Here is a 15,523-nt window from a genome sequence, read left to right on the forward strand (position 1 = left end):
TGAGTTCTCAAGGAACGGTCGCTTCCTTTGTACTCACCCTCTCGGGCTTTCCTCCGGGCTTCCCTTCGGTCTTGCGTTTCCGACTCTATCAGATCCTTTCGGGCCCTGATTCCCAGTCAGAGGGGGTTGTCTTCCCGGCTGTTGGGCCGTTCCGACGAGTGAGACTTTAGCCGATTCCGGGCTCCCGAGCTAATCGGGGGCTTTCTCGAATTACGCGCACCAAAGAAGACAGCTGTTGCCGCTTGATTGATGGGTACTTCGGGAATCGCTGTCCGGGGACCGACCGGGGCCGGCGCTCACGTCGGACAACTCGGAGAACACTACGGACGGGGTCCGGGTGTGTCAACTCTGGGCGGGGAGCCTCGGCGGGGCGTACGGTGAGCCGCATGACGACGCGTACCTGCACCCAGTGCTGGCGGACCGCCTGACGGCGGCCGCGCTCACGTACGCGTAGACAACGGCCGCCGCTTCGGCGGCCGTTCGCGTATCTCCCTCCAGGAGGGGCGGCCACCCGGTGGCGGCGGCCCTGACCAGGAGGTGGAGAGATGACACGGGTGTTCAGCGGGGTCAAGCCGACGGGGCATCTGACGCTGGGGAACTACCTGGGGGCGCTGCGGCAGTGGGTCGCCGAGGACCAGCACCGGTCGGACGCGCTGTTCTGCGTGGTCGACCTGCACGCGCTCACCGTGGACCACGACCCCGCGCGGGTGCGCAGACTGAGCCGGCAGGCGGCGTCGCTGCTGCTGGCGGCCGGGCTCGATCCGGAGCTGTGCACCGTCTTCGTGCAGAGCCACGTTGACGAGCACGCGCGGCTGTCGTACCTGCTGGAGTGCGTCGCGACCGACGGGGAGATGCGGCGGATGATCCAGTACAAGGAGAAGGCCGCGCGGGAGCGGGTGCGGGGCGGGAGCGTGCGGCTGTCGCTGCTGACGTATCCGGTGCTGATGGCCGCCGACATCCTGGCGTACGGGGCCGACGAGGTGCCGGTGGGCGACGACCAGGCGCAGCACGTGGAGCTGGCGCGGGATCTGGCGGTGCGGTTCAACCAGCGGTACGGGCACACCTTCGTGGTGCCCAAGGTGACGCTGCCGAAGGTGGCCGCGCGGGTCATGAACCTCCAGGACCCGGCCTCCAAGATGGGGAAGTCCGAGGACGTCGGGCCGGGGATCGTCTATCTGCTGGACGAGCCGGGCGTGGTGCGCAGGAAGGTGATGCGGGCCGTGACGGACAGCGGGAGCGAGGTCGTCCACGACCGGGCGGCGCGGCCCGGGCTCGCCAACCTGCTGGAGATCCTCGCCGCCTGCACCGGCGGGGACCCGGCCGCGCTGGCCGCCGGGTACTCCTCGTACGGCGCGTTGAAGAAGGACACCGCGGAGGCGGTGGTGGAGGTGCTGCGGCCGGTGCGGGAGCGGCACCGGGAGCTGTGCGGGGATCCCGGGTACGTCGAGGGTGTGCTCCGGGCGGGGGCGGAGAAGGCGCGGGCGGTGGCGCGGCCGACGGTCGACGCCGCCTATCGGGCCATCGGGTTGCTGGCGCCGGTGGAGGACGTGGTGCCCGGGGCGGTCCGGTAGCGGCAGGATCGGGGCATGGACATCGCGCGGAACGCAGCACTGGTGGTCGTGGACGTGCAGCAGGGCTTCGAGGAGGCCGGCTTCTGGGGGGAGCGCAACAACCCGGGGGCCGATGGCAACATCGCCGCCCTCATCGACGTATGGCAGTCGTCCGGGCGGCCGGTCGTCTTCGTGCGGCACGACTCGGTGGAGGCCGGGTCGCCGTTGCGGCCGGGGCAGGAGGGCAACGGCTTCAAGGAGTACGTCGAGCGGCGGCGCGGGAAGGGGGCCGGGGCGGAGCTGCTGGTGACGAAGAGCGTGAACTCCGCCTTCCTCGGGGCGCCCGATCTGCGGGCGTGGCTGGAGGGGGAGGGGATCGGGCAGGTCGTGCTGGCCGGGATCCAGACCAACATGTGCGTCGAGACGACGGCGCGGATGGGCGGGAACCTCGGCTTCGACGTGCTGGTCGCCTTCGACGCGACGTACACCTTCGACCTGGCGGGGCCCTTCGGGTGGCGGCAGAGCGCGGAGGAGCTGGCGCGGGCGTCGGCCGTCTCGCTGCACGGGGGCGGGTTCGCGCGGGTGGTGCGGACGGCGGAGGTGGTGGCCGCCGCCGGGTGAACCCGCCCGCCCCCGGGCGGCGGGTCAGTCCTTGGTGCCGGAGGCCAGTTCGCGGCTGCGGTCGCGGGCGGCCTCCAGGGCGGCGATGAGGGCGGCCCGGACGCCGTGGTTCTCCAGTTCGCGGATGGCGTTGATGGTGGTGCCGGCGGGTGAGGTGACGTTCTCGCGGAGCTTGACCGGGTGTTCGCCGCTGTCGCGGAGCATGGTCGCGGCGCCGATCGCGGACTGCACGATCAGGTCGTGGGCCTTGTCGCGGGGCAGGCCGAGCAGGATGCCGGCGTCGGTCATGGCCTCGACCAGGTAGAAGAAGTACGCCGGTCCGGAGCCGGAGAGGGCGGTGCAGGCGTCCTGCTGGGACTCGGGGACGCGCAGGGTCTTGCCGACGGCGCCGAAGATCTCCTCGGTGTGGGCGAGGTGGGCGGCGGTGGCGTGGGTGCCGGCGGAGATGACGGACATGGCCTCGTCCACCAGGGCCGGGGTGTTGGTCATGACGCGGACGACCGGGGTGCCGGGGGCGAGGCGGTCCTCGAAGAAGGCGGTCGGGATGCCGGCCGCGCCGCTGATGACCAGGCGGTCGGTGGGCACGTGCGGGGCGAGTTCGTCGAGGAGGGTGCCCATGTCCTGCGGTTTGACCGTGAGGATGAGGGTGTCGGCGCCCTCGGCCGCCTCGGCGTTGCCGACGGGGGTCACTCCGTAGCGGGTGCGCAGCTCGTCGGCGCGTTCTGGGCGGCGGGCGGTGACGAGGAGGTCGGCGGGCGCCCAGCCGGCTCCGATCATGCCGCTGAGCAGGGCCTCGCCGATCTTTCCGGTGCCGAGGACGGCGACTTTCTGGGTCATGGGGGTCAGTCTCGCACCGGCGCCGTCGCGCGGGGGCGGGACGTCCGGTGGGCGGACCGGCCGTGGCCCGTCGGGGGGGGTCAGGCGGCCGGGGTTCGCGCAAGCAGCAGCACCACGTCGTACGTCTCCTCCACCACCCCGTCCGGGAAGACGGCCAGCACGTGCTCGCGCTCCTCGGCGAGGTAGGCGGCCGAGCGGTCCGGGGTGTCGATGAGGAAGACGGAGTGGCTGCCGAGGTTCGCCAGGTGCGTGTCGAGGGGGACGCGGCGGCTCCAGCGGACCACGCGGCGGGTGAACTCCAGGCGGCCCGAGGGGTCGACGCCGGCGGGCTCGAGGTCGCGGTTCTCGGCGCGGGTGTCGAGGCCGAAGTGCCGGGCGGCGCGGGCGCCGGCCTCGGCGATCCAGCCGATGCCGGCGGCGGAGGTGTTCCACCACAGGGCGAGCGCGCCGCCGGGGCGCAGCACGCGGATCGCCTCCGGGACCGAGCGGGCCGGGTCGGTCCAGTGCCACGCCTGGGCGTAGGTGAGGAGGTCGGCGCTGTGGTCGGCCAGCGGCAGGGCGTTGCCGTCGCCCCGCACCACCGGCACGCCGGGCAGGGCGCGGCGCAGCTCGGCCGCCATGCCGGCGCCGGGCTCCACGGCGATCACGTCGGCGCCGCGCGCGTGCAGGCGGGCCGTCGAGATGCCGGTGCCGGCCCCGGTGTCCACCACGCGGGCGCCGGCCAGGGGGCGGCCGGCCAGCTCCTCGATCGCGTCGAAGAGGGCGGGCGGGTAGGAGGGGCGGTTGGCGGCGTACTGGGCCGCGGCGGCGTTGAAGGAGTGGGCGCGGGCATGGGGCGGCGGGGACGTCGTCATGACGGCAGCATGCGCGCTCCGCCGATGATCCGGAAGGGCGTTCAGGAGCGGCGGCGCTTCTTGGCGGGGTTGCCCGTGCGGCGGGTGGTGCGCTGCTCGTGGAGTTCGCGGGCGCGGTCGTACTCGGCGCGGTGGAGGGCCTCGCCCGGGGCCTCGGTGAGGCTGCGCAGGAAGTAGGCGAGGAGGGAGCCGATGAAGCCGATGGCCAGCAGGCCGCGCAGGGACGCCAGGCGGTCGGGGTCGGGGCGGGTGGTGAAGGCGGACCAGGTGTGCCGGAAGGCCAGCGCGCTGCACACCGCGAACATCAGCACCATGAGGGCGGTGACGAAGCCGCCGATGTCGGCGATCTGCAGGCCCTCGTAGGCGATGCGCAGTACGAAGCAGGAGGCCGCCGCGAGGGCGAGCGAGCCGGCCGCGACGCCGGCCCGGCGGGCGGCGTAGCCGTGGTCGTGGGCGACCCAGGTGGTGCCGAAGAACCTGAGGGGCTCGGGGCGGGGTCCGGTGGGGGTGGCGGGGCCCGCCGGGGTGTCCGGGGTGCCGTTCGTGCCGTTCGCTGCGCTCACGGTTCGATTATGGCGCCGCCGGCGGCGCGGGTCCCGGGTGGGGAGCCCGCGCCCGGCGGCACGCGGTGGCGCCCGGTGCCGGGTGGGGTCAGGAGCAGCGCGGGGCCACGTAGCCGTCGCTGCCTGTGTGGACGTAGGCGTCGGAGACGAACTTGCCGTTGCCGATGCAGTCCCAGATGTTCGACGTGCCGTAGGGGCCGTTCACCCGGGTGCCGGGCGACTGGCAGATGATCGAGACCCGGGCGCCCGGCTGCAGGCTGCCGATGGCCGCGTAGCTGGTGCCGGGGCCGCTGCGCACGTTGACGGTGTAGCCCGGCGCGATCGGGTACGACGTGGCGGCGGCCGTGGCGACTGCCTCCGCGCGCTCCCCGGCCTGCGCGTTCTTGACCTCTTCCGACGACATCGCGGTACCTCCCCCGTCCCGCCCCGCGGTGTCCGCGCGGGGTCGTGTTCTGTCACCCGGAGCACACCGGGCACACGAGTTCGCAACTCGCACGCGGAGGCTAGCAAGCCGCCGCTGTCCCGTACGACCCGTTCGACTAGGCTCCGAACGTCGCGCGCGCGGCGGCGACACACGGGAACAGCACGGGGGTGGTCCCATGGCGGCATCGCGGAACGCCGGCGCGGGCGAGGAAGCGGCTGCGGAAACGGCACGTCCGGTACCGGCGGAGCGTCCGGCGCAGGCCGGGCACTACCGCCTGGAGTCGTGTCTGGGCTCCGGTGGCATGGGCGTGGTCCATCTGGCGCGCAGCGCCTCCGGGATGCGGCTCGCGGTGAAGGTGGTGCACGCCGAGTTCGCCGAGGACCCCGAGTTCCGGGGGCGGTTCCGGCAGGAGGTCGCGGCGGCGCGGCGGGTGAGCGGCGCGTTCACGGCGCCGGTCGTGGACGCCGATCCGGACGCCGAACGGCCCTGGATGGCCACGCTGTTCATCCCCGGCCCCACCCTCGCCGAGCACGTGAAGCTGAGCGGCCCGATGGAGGCCGGGCAGGTGCGGCAGCTGATGGCGGGCCTCGCGGAGGCGCTGCGGGACATCCACCGGGTGGGCGTGGTGCACCGGGATCTGAAGCCGAGCAACGTGCTGCTGGCCGAGGACGGGCCCAAGGTCATCGACTTCGGCATCTCACGCCCCAAGGACAGCGAGCTGCGCACCGAGACGGGCAAGCTGATCGGCACGCCGCCCTTCATGGCGCCGGAGCAGTTCCGGCGGCCGAGGCAGGTGGGGCCGGCCGCCGACGTCTTCGCGCTCGGCTCGCTCATGGTCCACGCGGCGACCGGGCGCGGGCCCTTCGACTCGGACAGCCCTTACGTCGTCGCCTATCAGGTCGTGCACGACGAGCCCGACCTCACCGGCGTGCCCGGCTCGCTCGCGCCCCTCGTGCGGCGCTGCCTCGCCAAGGACCCCGACGAGCGGCCCACCCCGGACGAGCTGATGCGGGAGCTGCGCTCGGTCGCGGCGTCGTACGACACGCAGACGTTCATACCGGCGCAGCGGGACGGATCGGCGGCGGAACCGGCAGTGGACGCTCCAGTGGTGAACGGTCCGGCGGTGGGCGGCCCGGCCCCGGACGACCCGGTGGCCGCCGCCTCCCCGCCGCGCCGGCGCCCTGGACGGCGGACGCTCGCGCTCGTGGCCGGCGCGGCGGCGCTGTGCCTCGCCGTGGTCGGCGGGGTCGTCGCCGTGCAGGGGCGGGGCGACGCGGGGCCGGCCGGGCGGGGCGGGGAGGCCGCGCCGGGCGGGTTCGGCGCGTGGCGGAGCACGCCGGACGGGGGCGAGGGCGCCTCGCAGTGCTCGTACGGCGCCGGCCGGCTGCTGTGCGCGCGGTCCGGGCTCGTCTACGCCCTCGACCCGGCCGACGGCGACACACTGTGGCGGCACCCCGTCGCGCCGGGGGCGCGCAGCGCGCCGCCCGTGGTGGCGGGCGGGTTCGTCCAGCCGGCCCTCGACCGGGTCGGCCCGCTGGAGGGGCTCGACCCGGCCACGGGTGAGCCGGCCTGGCGGCACGGCGCCGCGGAGGGGCCGGCGTACGGCGCGGCGCGGCCCGCCGGCGGGATGCTGCTGCTCACCGGCGTGGCCGGGAGGACCGGCCGGGTCGGCGGCCTGGACGGCGCCTCGGGCGCGGTGCGCTGGACCCGCGACCTGCCCGGCCGCACCGGGGCCACGGTCACCGTGGCGGGCGGGGAGGCGGCGGCCTACGTGGCGCGGCCGGCGGAGGACGGGAAACGGACCCGCGTCACCGCCCTCGATCCGGCGACCGGGGCCGTGCGCTGGGACAGGGAGCTGGCGGGGGCGCTGACGCCGGTCGGCGCGGAGGGCGGGTCCGTGTACTTCACCGCGGGCGGGGCGGGGGGCACGGTCACCGGGGACGTGGACGCGGTGGTGCGCTACCGGCCGGCCGACGGCTCGGTGCGGCGGGTGGCGCTGCCCGTGCCGGTCGTCCAGGCGGAGGCCGCGGTGCGCGGGCAGACCGTCTACCTCATGGGCTCGGGCGGCGCGCTGGCCGCGGTGGACCTGGCGGCCGGCGAGCAGAGCTGGCGGCTGGAGACGGGGGTGAGCCGGGGCTCGGCGCCGGTCGCCGACGGGCGGCACGTGTACGTGGCCGCGCCCGACGGGCGCCTGCTCGGCGTCGACGCGGTCACGGGCCGGCTGCTCGGGCAGACGCCGCCCCGGCTCGGGGGCGAGGGCGACCGGGTGCCCTCGGCGCTGCCGGCGCCGGTGCTCGCGGGCGGGCACGTGTACGCCGGGGCGCCGGACGGCAGCGTGTTCGGCGTGGACGGGCGGGACCCGGCCGACTGGTGAGGCCCCGCCCGGAGCGGGGCCGGCCCTTCGGTCAGCCCAACTTGGAGACGTCGCGCACCGCGCCCTTGTCCGCGCTGGTCGCCATCGCGGCGTAGGCGCGCAGGGCCGCGGAGACCTTGCGCTCGCGGTTCTTCGGGACGTACGCGCCGTTCAGCGCCTGCTCGCGGCGGGTGAGTTCGGCGTCGTCGACCAGGAGGTCGATGGAGCGGTTCGGGATGTCGATGCGGATCCGGTCGCCGTCCTCGACCAGGGCGATGGTGCCGCCGGCCGCCGCCTCGGGTGAGGCGTGGCCGATGGACAGGCCCGAGGTGCCGCCGGAGAAGCGGCCGTCGGTGACCAGGGCGCACGCCTTGCCGAGGCCGCGGCCCTTCAGGTACGAGGTCGGGTAGAGCATCTCCTGCATGCCGGGGCCGCCCTTGGGGCCCTCGTAGCGGATGACGACGACGTCGCCCTCCTTGACCTGCTGGGTGAGGATCTTCTCGACGGCCTGCTCCTGCGACTCGCAGACCACGGCCGGGCCCTCGAAGGTCCAGATGGTCTCGTCGACGCCGGCCGTTTTCACCACGCAGCCGTCGACGGCCAGGTTGCCGCGGAGCACCGCGAGGCCGCCGTCCACGGAGTAGGCATGCTCGACGGAGCGGATGCAGCCGCCCTCGGCGTCCTCGTCCAGGGAGTCCCAGCGCTCGGACTGGGAGAACGCCTCGGCGGAGCGCTTGCAGCCGGGGGCCGCGTGCCACAGCTCCACGGCCTCCTGCGAGGGGGAGCCGCCGCGCACGTCCCAGGTCTTCAGCCAGTCGGCCAGGGAGGGGCTGTGCACGGAGTGCACGTCCTCGTTGAGCAGGCCGCCGCGGTGCAGTTCGCCGAGGAGGGCGGGGATGCCGCCGGCGCGGTGCACGTCCTCCATGTAGTACGTGCGGTCCTTCGCGACGTTCGGCGCGACCTTGGCCAGGCAGGGGACGCTGCGGGAGAGGGCGTCCATCTCGGCGAGGCCGTAGGGGACCTCGGCCTCCTGGGCGGCGGCCAGCAGGTGCAGGATCGTGTTGGTGGAGCCGCCCATCGCGATGTCCAGCGCCATGGCGTTCCCGAAGGCCGCGGGGGTGGCGATGCTGCGGGGCAGGACCGAGTCGTCGTCCTGCTCGTAGTAGCGGCGGGTCAGGTCGAGCACCGTGTGCGCGGCGCGCTCGTACAGCGCCTTGCGGGCGGTGTGGGTGGCGAGGACCGAGCCGTTGCCGGGGAGGGAGAGGCCGATGGCCTCGGTGAGGCAGTTCATCGAGTTGGCGGTGAACATGCCGGAACAGGAGCCGCAGGTGGGACAGGCGTTCTCCTCGATGCGGAGGATGTCCTCGTCGGAGATCTTGTCGTTGACCGCCTCCGACATCGCGTCGACCAGGTCGAGGGTGCGGACCGTGCCGTCGACCAGGGTGGCGCGCCCGGACTCCATCGGGCCGCCGGAGACGAAGACGGTGGGGATGTTCAGCCGCAGGGCGGCGTTGAGCATGCCCGGGGTGATCTTGTCGCAGTTGGAGATGCAGATCAGGGCGTCGGCGCAGTGCGCCTCGACCATGTACTCCACGCTGTCCGCGATCAGGTCGCGGGAGGGGAGGGAGTAGAGCATCCCGCCGTGACCCATGGCGATGCCGTCGTCCACCGCGATGGTGTTGAACTCGCGCGGGATGCCGCCGGCCGCGACGACCGCCTCGCTGACGATCCGGCCGACCGGGGCGAGGTGGGTGTGGCCGGGCACGAACTCGGTGAAGCTGTTGGCGACCGCGATGATCGGCTTCCGCCCGATGTCCGCGCCGGGTACACCGGAGGCGCGCATCAGGGCGCGGGCGCCCGCCATGTTGCGGCCGTGGGTGACTGTGCGGGACCTCAGCTCGGGCATCGTCGCTCGCCTCTCAGTGGATACTCCGAATGCTGTCGAGCGTACGCCGCTCATCCAGCGTTCGGGACGGGGTGTCCGGATTGCGGGACACCGGTCTCGGTCAGGGGCGCGGGACTCTCGTCGCCGTCGCCAAATGCAGGCGGGTGAAGGCCAGGGCCTCCGCCAGGTCGGCCTCGCGTTCGGCGCCTGACATCGCGCGGCGGGTGTTGACCTCGATGACGACATGGCCGTCGAAGCCGGTGCGGGCGAGGTGCTCCAGGACCTCGGCGCAGGGCTGGGTGCCGCGGCCGGGGACGAGGTGCTCGTCCTTGGCGGAGCCCCTGCCGTCGGCGAGGTGGACGTGGCCGAGGCGGTCGGCCATGCGGTCCAGCATGCCGAGGGTGTCGGTGCGGGCGGTGGCGGCGTGGGAGAGGTCGATCGTGAAGTGGCGGTAGTCCTCCTTCGTGACGTCCCAGTCGGGGGCGTACGCGAGCATCTCGCGGTCGCGGTAGCGCCAGGGGTACATGTTCTCGACGGCGAAGCGGACGTCCGTCTCGCCGGCCATGCGCCAGATTCCGGTCACGAAGTCGCGGGCGTACTGGCGCTGCCAGCGGAAGGGGGGGTGCACGACGACGGTGCTCGCGCCGAGCCTCTCGGCAGCGGTGCGGGCGCGCTGGAGCTTGGTCCAGGGGTCGGTGGACCAGACACGCTGGGTGATGAGCAGGCAGGGGGCGTGCACGGCGAGGATCGGGACGCGGTGGTGGTCGCTGAGGCGGCGCAGGGCGTCGATGTCCTGGCTGACCGGGTCGGTCCAGACCATGACCTCCACCCCGTCGTACCCGAGACGGGCGGCGATCTCGAACGCCGTCGCCGTCGACTCCGGATAGACGGAGGCCGTCGACAGGGCGACCTTCGCATCCGGGATGCGGGTGGGCTCTGCCATGGGGGACAGGTTACGGGGTGGGCGCGGGGGCCTGTGGACGGCTGTGGACGGCTGTGGGGTTCGCCACGGTGGGGGTGCGGGCCGGGGGGGTGGCGCAACCCGGCGCGACGGGGTGCCGCTGCGCCCACCCGTGCCGCCCCAGCGGCACGACTGCCCGCAGCTGTGCAGGCGGGCGGGACTGCATGCCCTAGGGGCGCGGGGAACTGCGCGACCAGCCACAGCGGACCCGCAGACGACTACGAACCCATGTGGTCCAGGCGACGCAGGATCACGCCCTCCCGCAAAGCCCACGGGCAGATCTCCAGGCTCTCCACGCGCAGCAAGTCCATCACGGCCTCCGCCACCAGCGCCCCCGCGAGCAGCTGCCCCGCGCGCCCGGCGCTGACCCCCGGCAGCTCGGCCCGCTCCGCCCCCGTCATCGCGGCCAGCCGCGGCACCCACGCCTCCAGCGAGGCCCGCTTCAGCTCCCGCTGCACGTACGGCCCCTCCGCGGAGCGCGCCGCGCCGGTGATCCGGGCCAGCTGCCGGAACGTCTTCGACGTGGCGACCACGTGGTCGGGAGAACCGGCCCGGCTGAACTCCCCGACCGTACGCGCGATCTCCGCCCGCACGTGCCGCCGCAGCGCCCGCACGTCGTCCGGGTCGGGCGGGTCCCCGGGCAGCCACGCCGAGGTCAGCCGCCCGGCACCCAGCGGCAGCGACACCGCGGTGTCGGGCTGCTCGTCGATGCCGTAGGCGATCTCCAGGGAGCCGCCCCCGATGTCGAGGACCAGGAGCTTGCCCGCGGACCAGCCGAACCAGCGCCGCACGGCGAGGAAGGTCAGCCGGGCCTCCTCGGCGCCGGTGAGCACCGTCAGTTCGACGCCGGTCTCCTCCCGCACGCGCGCGAGGACGTCATCGGCGTTGCGCGCCTCGCGCACCGCGGAGGTGGCGAACGGCAGCAGGTCCTGCACGCCCTTGTCCTCGGCGGCCTCCAGGGCCTCCCGGACCACCGCGACCAGCTGGTCGACGCCGTCCGCGCCGATGGCACCGTCCCCGTCGAGGAGTTGGGCCAGGCGCAGCTCCGCCTTGTGCGAGTGCGCGGGCTGCGGGCGCGCACCGGGGTGCGCGTCCACCACCAGCAGGTGCACCGTGTTCGATCCCACGTCGAGGACACCGAGTCTCATACCGGAAACGCTACTGCCGACCAGGGCTTCTGTTCCGCCCGCGGCGACTTACCCTGGACGCGTGCCAAAGACGAAGCAGGCGAAGGTCGAGAAGTCGGGCAAGCGGGACATGAAGAGCAAGAAGGACAGGCCGAGCGGACCGCCGGCCGACGACGAGCAGGGCCTCGACTTCGCGCGCGCGTGGGTGGAGTTCCCGGACCCGGCCGACGACGAGCAGGTCTTCCGCTGCGACCTCACCTGGCTGACGTCGCGCTGGAACTGCATCTTCGGCAGCGGCTGCCAGGGCATCCAGGCCGGCCGCGCGGCGGACGGCTGCTGCACGCTGGGCGCGCACTTCTCCGACGAGGACGACGAGCAGCGGGTCGCCGGGCACGTGGCGCGGCTCACCCCGGACATCTGGCAGCACCACGCCGAGGGCACCCGGAACGGCTGGGTCGCCGAGGACGAGGAGGGCAGCCGGCAGACCCGCCCCTTCGAGGGCTCGTGCATCTTCCAGAACCGTCCCGGCTTCGCCGGCGGCGCGGGCTGCTCGCTGCACATCCTCGCCCTGAAGGAGGGCCGGGAGCCGCTGGAGACCAAGCCGGACGTGTGCTGGCAGCTGCCGGTGCGGCGGACGTACGAGTGGATCGACCGGCCCGACGACACGCGCGTGCTCCAGGTGTCGATCGGCGAGTACGACCGGCGCGGCTGGGGTCCGGGCGGGCACGACCTGCACTGGTGGTGCACCTCGGCCACCTCGGCGCACGGCGCGGGCGACCCGGTCTACGTCTCCTACCGCCCCGAGCTGATCGAGCTGATGGGCAAGGCGGGCTACGACCGGCTCGTCGAGCTGTGCGAGGAGCGGCTGGCGTCGCAGCTGCCGCTGCTGGCACCGCACCCGGCCGATCCCGCGCGGTCCTAGGTCTCTCAGGACGCGGGGTCGCCCGTCGGGTCCCCGGTCGGCGCGGTGGGGTCGCCTCCGCCGTCCGTCGGGGACGGTGACGGTGGCGTGGGGTCCGGGGTGGGCGACGACGGGTCGATGGTCGGGGTCGGGTCGGGCGAGCGGGTGGGCGACGGGGTCGGGTCCGGGTCCGGCGAGGTCGGGCGCGGTGTGGCGCTGGGACGCGGGTCGGGACCGGACGGGTCAGGGGCCGCGCCGTGGCCGTGGATGGAGACCACCGCGCCGGCGGGGGCGATGGCCACGCGCGCGTTCCACGCGCCGGACGGCTCGCGCAGGTGGTCGACGTAGACCCGGGTGGTGACGCTCTCGCCGGGGGCGAGGGTGCCCGAGGAGCGGCTGAGGTAGAGCCAGGCGGTGCCGGTGGTGGCGGACCAGCGCACCGGGGTGTCGCCGGTCGCCGTGAGGGTGATCAGCGTGGTGTCGCCGGAGTTGCTCGCCGTCACCGTCATGGCGGTGGCCGTACGGCCGCCGGCGCCGGCGACGCTGACGACCTCCACGGAGACGTCCGCCTTGCCGTTCTTGCCGGCTCGGGCGCCGGGAGGGGTGGAGGCGTTGCCCGCGTTCTCGTAGCCACGGCCGCCGCCGGACGCGTCGCCGTCCGGGCCGTGCGCCTCGGTGGTGCTGGACGGGGGGCCGTCCTCGCCCTCGCCGATCGGGGTGCCCCGGTAGGCCGCCCACAGGGCGAGCACGGGGGCCGCGACGACGGTGGCCACGACGGTCGTGGTGACGGCCCGCGCGCGCAGCCGGTCCCGGCGGGCCGCGCGGTCCTTGGGGTCCATCGGGAAGCCGCGCCGGTCGAAGCGGGGGACGTCCCCACGCGCGCGCGGGAGGTGCGCCGGGGCGGAGCGCAGTGCCGCGCGGGGCGCGGTGAGCACCGGCAGTTCGGCGGGGGTGACGGTGGTGCCGGGCCAGCGCCCGGGGGTCGCGCGCTCGGCGGTGCGGCGGCAGCGCGGGCAGTCGTCCACGTGCCGGACCAGTTCGCGGCGGAGCGCGGCGCCGAGGACCAGCTGCTGGTCGCCGGTGAGCCGGGCCACGCCGGGGCAGGTGCCGGTCTCGACCACGGCGAGGGCGGCGCGGGTGCGCTCGACCTCGCAGGCGGCGGAGGCGAGCAGCTCGCGGGCGGCGGCCGGCTCCATGCCGAGGACGGCGGCGACCTCCCGGGGGGCCAGGTGGTGGCGCACGGCCAGTTCGAGGGCCTCGCGCTGCTCCGGGGTGGTGCCGGCCGCCTCCGGCCAGGCGAGCCGGGCCAGTTCGCGGCGCTGGCGCCGGCGGGTGTCGTCGTCCGGGGAGGCGGGGGAAGCCGGGGAGGCGGGGACGCTCGCCGGCTCGGCCACGGGTGGGGCCGCGGCCCGGGGTTCGCGACCCGCCGCGTGCCCGCCGTGCCGCTTCTGCCGGGCCTCGGCGAGCTTGCGCAGGCAGGCCCAGCGGGCCAGCGCGTAGAGCCAGGCGCGGCGGTCCTCGGGCGCGGCCGGGCCGCGGTGGCCGCGGCGGCCGGCGAGCGCGAGGGCGTCGGCCAGGGCCGCGGTGGCGGCCACGTGGTCGCACAGGACGGAGAGGCAGTAGGTGAACAGGCCGTCCAGGCAGTCGTCGTGGGGTGCGGGCGGGCGCTCGGCCAGCGTGCGCGCCGCCGCACGGTCACGCGCCTCTCGCTGCGCCCGGTGGGTGCCGGTCGTGCGGGTCGTGGTCTGCGGACTGCTGCTCATCACCTGGCGACCGTAGGCGCCCATAGGGAGCCCGAACCGGCACGTCGGACCCTTTTAACCCGTACGGGTGAAACGATCCCTCATAAGGGGACAGCGGGTCGGGAACGCCTGGCCGGTTCGGGTCGGCCGATGGCCGGTTCGCGCCCCGGACGCGCGGAGCGGCGGGCTTCCGGCGGCGACGGCGCAGGGCGTTGTCGGTGGCCCCGGTTACGGTTCGTGCATGGCTGCCCGTACGAAGACCACCAAGGAACGGCCGTCCTACCGCTGCACGGAGTGCGGCTGGCAGACGGCCAAGTGGCTCGGCCGCTGCCCCGAGTGCCAGGCGTGGGGCACGGTCGAGGAGTACGGCGCGCCCGCGGTCCGCACCACGACGCCGGGCCGCGTCACCACCTCCGCCGTCCCCATCGGCCAGGTCGACGGCCGGCAGGCCACCGCCCGCCCCACCGGCGTGCCCGAGCTGGACCGGGTGCTCGGCGGCGGCCTGGTGCCCGGCGCGGTGGTGCTGCTGGCCGGCGAGCCCGGCGTCGGCAAGTCGACGCTGCTGCTCGACGTGGCCGCCAAGTCGGCGAGCGAGCAGCACCGCACCCTCTATGTCACCGGCGAGGAGTCCGCCAGCCAGGTCCGGCTGCGCGCCGACCGCATCAAGGCCATCGACGACCATCTGTACCTGGCGGCGGAGACCGACCTCGCGGCGGTGCTCGGGCACCTGGACGCGGTGAAGCCGTCCCTGCTGATCCTGGACTCGGTGCAGACGGTGGCCTCCCCCGAGATCGACGGCGCGCCCGGCGGCATGGCCCAGGTCCGCGAGGTCGCCGGCGCCCTGATCCGCGCCTCCAAGGAGCGCGGGATGTCCACCCTCCTGGTGGGCCACGTCACCAAGGACGGCGCCATCGCGGGCCCGCGCCTCCTGGAGCACCTGGTCGATGTCGTCCTGCACTTCGAGGGCGACCGGCACGCCCGCCTGCGCCTGGTGCGCGGCGTGAAGAACCGCTACGGCACCACCGACGAGGTCGGCTGCTTCGAGCTGCATGACGAGGGCATCACCGGCCTGGCCGACCCCAGCGGCCTGTTCCTCACCCGCCGCGCCGAACCGGTGCCCGGCACCTGTCTGACCGTCACCCTGGAGGGCCGCCGCCCGCTGGTCGCCGAGGTGCAGGCGCTCACCGTCGACTCCCAGATCCCCTCCCCGCGCCGCACCACCTCGGGCCTGGAGACCTCCCGGGTGTCGATGATGCTGGCCGTCCTGGAGCAGCGCGGCCGGATCAGCGCGCTGGGCAAGCGGGACATCTACTCCGCGACCGTCGGCGGCGTGAAGCTCACCGAGCCGGCCGCCGACCTCGCCGTGGCCCTCGCGCTCGCCTCGGCCGCCTCCGACACCCCGCTGCCGAAGAACCTCGTGGCGATCGGCGAGGTGGGCCTGGCCGGTGAGGTGAGACGCGTCACGGGCGTGCAGCGCCGGCTCGCCGAGGCGGCCCGGCTCGGCTTCACGCACGCCCTGGTGCCGGGCGATCCGGGGCGGGTCCCGGACGGCATGAAGGTGGTCGAGGTGGCCGACATGGGGGACGCCCTGCGGGTCCTCCCGCGCTCCCGTCGGCGAGAGGCCCCCCAGGAGTCGGAGGACCGCCGGTAGACTTTGCCCTGGTCTCGCCCGTCCGTACCCGCCGGGTGCGGGCACGGGAGCGCC

General features: G+C 74.7%; 13 protein-coding genes. 5 read left to right on the forward strand and 8 right to left on the reverse strand.

Translation table 11 applies throughout. The features are described 5' to 3' along the window. The first annotated feature begins 545 nt into the window (after positions 1–545). Together trpS and ACGFZL_RS03000 are read left to right on the forward strand one after the other, a co-directional pair. Positions 546–1,571: a tryptophan--tRNA ligase gene (gene trpS / locus ACGFZL_RS02995; protein WP_393688695.1), complete on the forward strand. Its 1,026-nt coding sequence runs from the start codon at positions 546–548 to the stop codon at positions 1,569–1,571. Between the two features lie 15 nt (positions 1,572–1,586). Further along, a complete protein-coding gene (locus ACGFZL_RS03000) occupies positions 1,587–2,171 on the forward strand; it encodes a cysteine hydrolase family protein (protein WP_355176160.1) in 585 nt (194 codons plus the stop codon). Between the two features lie 24 nt (positions 2,172–2,195). Here ACGFZL_RS03000 and proC read toward each other — a convergent pair whose 3' ends face one another. The 4 genes from proC to ACGFZL_RS03020 all read right to left on the reverse strand — a co-directional run bounded on the left by proC (position 2,196) and on the right by ACGFZL_RS03020 (position 4,828). After that, complete coding sequence (gene proC, locus ACGFZL_RS03005; RefSeq protein WP_355176159.1) at positions 2,196–3,008, reverse strand: pyrroline-5-carboxylate reductase; 813 nt, start codon at positions 3,006–3,008, stop codon at positions 2,196–2,198. An 80-nt stretch (positions 3,009–3,088) separates the two neighbouring features. Further along, positions 3,089–3,862 carry a class I SAM-dependent methyltransferase gene (locus ACGFZL_RS03010; protein ID WP_393688698.1) on the reverse strand — a complete coding sequence of 258 codons (774 nt, stop codon included), beginning with the start codon at positions 3,860–3,862 and terminating at the stop codon, positions 3,089–3,091. A 41-nt stretch (positions 3,863–3,903) separates the two neighbouring features. Then, complete coding sequence (locus tag ACGFZL_RS03015) at positions 3,904–4,425, reverse strand: EamA/RhaT family transporter (RefSeq protein WP_393688700.1); 522 nt, start codon at positions 4,423–4,425, stop codon at positions 3,904–3,906. A gap of 88 nt (positions 4,426–4,513) precedes the next feature. Further along, positions 4,514–4,828 (reverse strand): SH3 domain-containing protein, encoded by a 315-nt coding sequence (locus ACGFZL_RS03020; protein ID WP_393688702.1) that lies wholly within the window; start codon positions 4,826–4,828, stop codon positions 4,514–4,516. A gap of 196 nt (positions 4,829–5,024) precedes the next feature. Between ACGFZL_RS03020 and ACGFZL_RS03025 the strand changes: the two genes are divergently transcribed. Beyond that, entirely contained in the window at positions 5,025–7,223 is a 2,199-nt protein-coding gene (locus tag ACGFZL_RS03025) for a protein kinase domain-containing protein (protein WP_393688704.1), read from the forward strand. A gap of 31 nt (positions 7,224–7,254) precedes the next feature. Here ACGFZL_RS03025 and ilvD read toward each other — a convergent pair whose 3' ends face one another. From ilvD to ACGFZL_RS03040, 3 genes are all read right to left on the reverse strand, one after another. Beyond that, entirely contained in the window at positions 7,255–9,108 is a 1,854-nt protein-coding gene (gene ilvD, locus ACGFZL_RS03030; RefSeq protein ID WP_393688706.1) for a dihydroxy-acid dehydratase, read from the reverse strand. A gap of 100 nt (positions 9,109–9,208) precedes the next feature. Beyond that, on the reverse strand, positions 9,209–10,030 hold the full coding sequence (locus ACGFZL_RS03035; protein WP_393688708.1) for a sugar phosphate isomerase/epimerase family protein: 822 nt from the start codon (positions 10,028–10,030) through the stop codon (positions 9,209–9,211). Between the two features lie 236 nt (positions 10,031–10,266). Beyond that, positions 10,267–11,196, reverse strand: a complete 930-nt coding sequence (locus ACGFZL_RS03040) for a Ppx/GppA phosphatase family protein (RefSeq protein WP_355176152.1) — start codon at positions 11,194–11,196, stop codon at positions 10,267–10,269. A gap of 61 nt (positions 11,197–11,257) precedes the next feature. Between ACGFZL_RS03040 and ACGFZL_RS03045 the strand changes: the two genes are divergently transcribed. After that, entirely contained in the window at positions 11,258–12,097 is an 840-nt protein-coding gene (locus ACGFZL_RS03045; protein ID WP_393688711.1) for a hypothetical protein, read from the forward strand. 5 nt (positions 12,098–12,102) lie between these two features. On the opposite strand, the gene ACGFZL_RS03050 is transcribed toward ACGFZL_RS03045, so the two are convergent. Beyond that, positions 12,103–13,839 carry a BACON domain-containing protein gene (locus ACGFZL_RS03050; RefSeq protein ID WP_393688713.1) on the reverse strand — a complete coding sequence of 579 codons (1,737 nt, stop codon included), beginning with the start codon at positions 13,837–13,839 and terminating at the stop codon, positions 12,103–12,105. Positions 13,840–14,059: 220 nt separating this feature from the next. Between ACGFZL_RS03050 and radA the strand changes: the two genes are divergently transcribed. Beyond that, positions 14,060–15,469, forward strand: a complete 1,410-nt coding sequence (radA, locus tag ACGFZL_RS03055; RefSeq protein ID WP_393688715.1) for a DNA repair protein RadA — start codon at positions 14,060–14,062, stop codon at positions 15,467–15,469. Positions 15,470–15,523 lie beyond the last annotated feature (54 nt).

This window comes from Streptomyces sp. NPDC048182 (assembly GCF_043202555.1).
In the GTDB taxonomy this organism is placed as follows: domain Bacteria; phylum Actinomycetota; class Actinomycetes; order Streptomycetales; family Streptomycetaceae; genus Streptomyces.

Bases quoted from the DNA above. Each gene is read 5' to 3' on its own strand.
- ACGFZL_RS03040 (WP_355176152.1), bottom strand. From the start codon at position 11,196: ATGAGACTCGGTGTCCTCGACGTGGGATCGAACACGGTGCACCTGCTG.
- ACGFZL_RS03020 (WP_393688702.1), bottom strand. From the start codon at position 4,828: ATGTCGTCGGAAGAGGTCAAGAACGCGCAGGCCGGGGAGCGCGCGGAG.
- ACGFZL_RS03025 (WP_393688704.1), top strand. From the start codon at position 5,025: ATGGCGGCATCGCGGAACGCCGGCGCGGGCGAGGAAGCGGCTGCGGAA.
- ACGFZL_RS03035 (WP_393688708.1), bottom strand. From the start codon at position 10,030: ATGGCAGAGCCCACCCGCATCCCGGATGCGAAGGTCGCCCTGTCGACG.
- radA (WP_393688715.1), top strand. From the start codon at position 14,060: ATGGCTGCCCGTACGAAGACCACCAAGGAACGGCCGTCCTACCGCTGC.
- ACGFZL_RS03000 (WP_355176160.1), top strand. From the start codon at position 1,587: ATGGACATCGCGCGGAACGCAGCACTGGTGGTCGTGGACGTGCAGCAG.
- ACGFZL_RS03050 (WP_393688713.1), bottom strand. From the start codon at position 13,839: ATGAGCAGCAGTCCGCAGACCACGACCCGCACGACCGGCACCCACCGG.
- ilvD (WP_393688706.1), bottom strand. From the start codon at position 9,108: ATGCCCGAGCTGAGGTCCCGCACAGTCACCCACGGCCGCAACATGGCG.
- ACGFZL_RS03010 (WP_393688698.1), bottom strand. From the start codon at position 3,862: ATGACGACGTCCCCGCCGCCCCATGCCCGCGCCCACTCCTTCAACGCC.
- trpS (WP_393688695.1), top strand. From the start codon at position 546: ATGACACGGGTGTTCAGCGGGGTCAAGCCGACGGGGCATCTGACGCTG.
- proC (WP_355176159.1), bottom strand. From the start codon at position 3,008: ATGACCCAGAAAGTCGCCGTCCTCGGCACCGGAAAGATCGGCGAGGCC.